The organism is Micromonospora sp. ATLC16, from assembly GCF_057196645.1.
In genome coordinates, this window is the sequence record NZ_JBXUOW010000128.1 from 1 (window position 1) to 4,679 (window position 4,679).

Annotated in this window: 2 protein-coding genes and 1 pseudogene; 1 reads left to right on the plus strand and 2 read right to left on the minus strand. The window is 64.7% G+C overall.

Annotation, left to right across the window (positions count from 1 at the left end):
- Positions 1-998: 998 nt before the first annotated feature.
- A pseudogene (locus tag AC2CHE_RS26375) lies at positions 999-1,897 on the minus strand (transposase); the annotation flags it as partial.
- 442 nt (positions 1,898-2,339) lie between these two features.
- On the opposite strand from AC2CHE_RS26375, the gene AC2CHE_RS26380 reads away from it, so the two are divergent.
- Positions 2,340-2,783, plus strand: a complete 444-nt coding sequence (locus tag AC2CHE_RS26380; RefSeq protein ID WP_240955574.1) for a hypothetical protein — start codon at positions 2,340-2,342, stop codon at positions 2,781-2,783.
- Between the two features lie 205 nt (positions 2,784-2,988).
- Here the strand turns inward: AC2CHE_RS26380 and AC2CHE_RS26385 are convergent, their stop codons facing one another.
- The gene (locus AC2CHE_RS26385) at positions 2,989-3,171 is read right to left on the minus strand and encodes a hypothetical protein (RefSeq protein WP_169596822.1); all 183 of its coding nucleotides are present in this window, start codon (positions 3,169-3,171) and stop codon (positions 2,989-2,991) included.
- Positions 3,172-4,679: the final 1,508 nt, after the last annotated feature.

A 4,679-nucleotide genomic window follows, 5' to 3' on the forward strand; every position in this document is an offset into this window, starting at 1 on the left:
ACACTCCGTAACACCTCGATCGGCTACCACCGCACCAACGGTGCCACCAACATCGCCGCAGCCACCCGACGCGCCAACCACCGCCCACACGACCTCATCGACGCCGTGACCCCCAGCAACCCGACCATGACCAGGCGAAAACCGACTACGCAATAGCCCTGTACTCAATGTGGTGAGAATCGTTCCAGCGATCGGCGGAATCCGGGCCCGGCCCCACCTCGATCCGCGCGACTCGCATCACGGCCAGCTACCCCTCCGCGAACCAATCGAGTACGCCAGCACACCGGCCGGGGCAGCATCTGACGGTACGAGCCGGCACCCCGATACCACACTGATTTGCGCCCCACATTCCGCCCCGGCAGCACCCGAACAGGCGGCGCAGTCGAAAGATCCCTGGCCAGAGGCCGTTTCGGACGAAGTCTCAACACGGATTACCGAAGTGCAGTGTGGGGCGCTGCGTGACCACGGCTGTGACCACGAGATCACAAAGAATCGGCACCAGTCGATAACTGATGCCGATTAAGCTGCACAAACACAAGGTGGGCCGGAGGTACCACCATGCGAACCACTACGCCACGATCGCCGGTGACCCGCTACAGCTGACTCTGCCCAGCTCACGAGGGTCCGGTGGTGCCCGATGAGCCCGACCCGCCCGTCCAACCGCCGGTGTGGTTCGCCGATGCGGAAATGATCAACCCGTTCCAGCTCCTTCTCGATCTTCATGACCATGCCGTCGCTCGGACGCCGGAATCCGGACGCGTTGCCGCACTGACGGAGCTGGCGTTGTCCGCTGCAGTGGTGTCCTGGTGGACTCGCTGGCATCCCCGCCGCGCTCGGCGACCAGCCGGACCAGCGTGCGGAACTGGGCGGGCTGCAACCCCGGCACACGGAAAGATCCACTCCGGGCGGGCTGCCGTGATCACCTGCACCCGGGCATACTGTCGCATCGTCCTTAACAGGCAGACGCCAGGGTTACGAGACGTCTATTAGCTTGATTTTTAACCTGTGCGGCGTGGGCGGGGACTGCTCGAGGTCTTCGGTTTCTTCCTCGCGTTCGCGCTGATGTGCACGTCGTGTCGTTAAGCGGGTTGCTTGTTCGGTCGGCCTGGTGGTCGCCCTGGGCCTGGTCGGGAGGGTTTCGGCGCGCTGGCCAGGCAGGCGGTCTTCGCGCGGAGGTGCCGGAACCCTCGGCGGACGCGGGCGGGTGAGAGGCGTTCGGGCGGTGTTGGTTTCTCCCAGGGGCGGCGCAGGTCACCGGTGAGGCCGCGTGCCAGGCGCAGCTGCGCGTAGACGGCCAGAATGAGCCAGGTCCACCGGTCGGCGGCTTGTGGGGTGCGGATCTTCGGGCAGGTCCAGCCGAGGGTCTGCTTGAGCAGCCGGAAGGTGTGCTCAATGTCGAAGCGGCGCAGGAACGCCTGCCAGAGCCGATCGACGTCGGCGGGTGTGGCATCCGTCTCGGACCACCACAGCCACACCGGCTTCGGGATCGCGCCGCTGGGCAGGTGATTCACCTCCAGCCGGATCACGGTGCCTTCGATGAGCGGGAGGTCGCCGGTCTGGTCGATCCAGGCGTTGCGGTGCGTCAGCCGGGGATGCAGCCGGTCCCAGCTGCGGGCGGTGGCAGCGCCGTAGAGGCGGGTGTCGGTCACCGTGGTCACCTCGGGCGTGCCCAGCTCGCGGGGTCACCGAAGATGAACTCGCCGCCATGGCGAGGTGGTCGACCGTTCGTGCCCGGCCGTCGGGGCGGGGCCGCGCGGCGCAGCACTCGATCGGAGCGCATCCGGCCCAGCACCTGCACCGGCAGGTCGCGCAGCAGGTATGCCAATCGGGGCGTGTCGTAGCCGGCGTCGGCGACGACCAGGATGTGGGGATCACCGGTGCGCCACTGCCCAGCGGCGCCGGCGGTGGCGTTGCTGCTGGTTGTATAGATGCTGACCAGAGCGCAACCGGCCTCGGGCAACGACCATCGAGCTCCAGACACCGCCGGGCCGCCTGCCTCTGACGCTGCGTCTGCGCCACCACCGAAGTCGCTTCCGTTGAAAGTCGTGACCGGGGCGAACGAGGCGCAGCTGGTTGGGGCCGCCGACGGTCCAGCGACAAGCCAGGTGTCGGTGCCCCTCCGGCGAAACGGGCAACGCAAGCGGATGACGGGACGCGCCGAGCGGACGGCAGACGTTGTAGCCCGGCTGCGGGCCGAACGTCCCCAGGCCAGCCTGGCGGAGCTGGCTGTGGCCGCCGGCGTGTCCGAACGTCACGTCCGGCGCCTTGCGGCGGACAGGCTTGAGGACGCGACAACCAGCAGATGGCTCTTCTTGGAGTTCCTAACAAAATGATCCTGGGTGATCATCGGTCTCGGCGTCTACCGCGTCGACTTCCTCGCCGCCGGACTTCCCGCCACCGCCTGGCAGCGAATGTCTGCCGGCCGGGGCGCGAAAGGCCACCGCTACTACGACTGGGCCTTCATCGCCCTGCCCCACCCCACCGACGCTTACGGCGGGCACCACTGGCTGCTGATGCGCCGCAGCCACCGCACTGGTGGGCTGGCCTTCTACCGCTGCTGGTCACCGCAGGTCGTTGCGCTCGGCACTCTCGTCGCGGTCGCCGGCCGCCGCTGGAAGATCGAGGAATCATTCCAGGCCGCGAAGACCGGCCTCGGCCTCGACCCGCACCAACACCGCCGCTGGACCTCCTGGCACCGCTGGAGCACCCTGGCGATCCTCGCCACGCGTTCCTCGCCGCCGCGACCGCCGGCCACCGCAACCGCTACCAGCCGGTCGGGCTGATCCCTCTGACCATCAACGAGCTACACCCCCTGTTCCACACCGATCATCGAACCCGCCCGCCGCCACTGCCACCCGCTACTCTGGTCAATCCGCCGGCGCCGCCACCAAGCCGGAGCCATGACCAACCACTACACCCGACAAGCCCTTGTCGAGCCGTGATCACGATCCCCGGCTGGAGTATTAACCGCAAACGCGATAGCCGGGCTCACCTCTGATCGGCGTCACCGCCCACCGAAAGGCCAGCATGCATAATAACGAGTCCAGCCAGCAGCGCAAGAATAGCCAGCACTATGAATGCTTCCTTCAGCCCTTCATTCAGGCCGAATCCCAGTAGTGCAAGCCCACCGATGGTGGCGATAAATGCCCCCAGCCGCGTCGCGTTGTCCACCCTAAGTCTTCCTCTCGAATTCCGACCTGAAGCCGTCTCCACACCTACTTGCATTCCCGGTCAGCGCGAAAGCCTGGGTTAGCGCAATGTGCCCCCTGTACTTGTAATCCCCCAGAGAGGCGCGCGGGAATACCGCCTTCCAATCGCTCGCCCAGCGAGGACTTACGACCGTGTCTTCGTTATTTGCGAGTATGCAAACCGGTCCTCCGATTTTGGAACCTGACCGCCATTGTGCATTGACTGTCGGCTTTCCGTCACACTGACTTGCTAACGCATTGAAAAATGCGCCCACGGAGGCGCGGTCGGCATTTCGTCTGCCGGACCATCCCGTGTAACTGGAGCATATGCCAGCGACGTAGGCTCCTAGCTTGGGTGAAATTTCATTGGAATCAAACCTTTGCACTAATTGGTCAGCCAAACGGCCGATTGTGTTCCAGTCATGCTCGGCGATGCCGGGGAATCTCCCAAGAGTGGGCCATAACCAGCGCCCATTCGCCTCCAGATCATACGCTGCAGCTACCACCGCAAGCCCCACGTCTCCATTCTGCACTCGCTCGGCCCTGCCCTCAACCTGCCGAGGCATCGCCTTGGCGATCGCGGACTGAACAATGTCCGAACCCCGCTTAGAGCAATCTAGGCGCGCCCGCTTACATTCGGATGCGAAACTGGAGTCCAGAGCTGCCTTCAGAACTTGCAAGCGATCGTCCATGACCGTAGCGCCGGACGTGTTGGGAGGGGCGATAGGACCGTGCAGTATTAACCACGCGGCAGGCGACAGATCGAATGCGGCAACGGCAGGCAACGCCCCGAAGGACTGACCAACGATGCCGACTAGCTCCTTCTTTTCGACTTCAAGAACTGCGGCCAAGGATGCCTTGTATTCGTCCTTAGTCCACATCCTGTACGAGCAGTCTTCAAGAGCAGGAGGGGCGAACTCGCCGACCATTCCCGCCGCGAGCCCTCCGACAAAACCGACGAGGCTCTGTTGGCAGTCACCCCCCGGGGGCTCGGCAGTCCACGGCTCTCGGAGCAGCAGCACATCATGCTTCATGATCTCCGACGGCAAGCCGAGTGTGTCCGCTCCACTTCTCATAAATAGGTCGACACCCGGCCCTCCCAATTCAACCAAAACGAGCCCTTCAACCTGGGAGCCCGCCGATATAACCGCATATTCAACAGCCCTTTTCGAGCCGGTCAGGGCTGTCGCGCAACGGACAAATTCGGCGTCACACAACCGAGCGTCGAAGCTTGGCACTGACGTAGCGCTAGGAGGAACTACTTTCTGTCCTGGCCCATTGAGATCAGCGCCAATAACGGCAGCCAAGAGGGCCCCGGCGAGCAGCGTGGAAACGACAGCGATCCACCGAAATGGGGGAAGCCCCCCGACGCGACCAGCGCGATGCCGAGCACGCCTGGTGCGGGGCGCACCTGATCCGTGACCTGCGCGGCGTGCACGAGCAGGATCCAGCCGGCCAGAGCTGGGCCGAGGTGATGGCCGGCACCTTGCT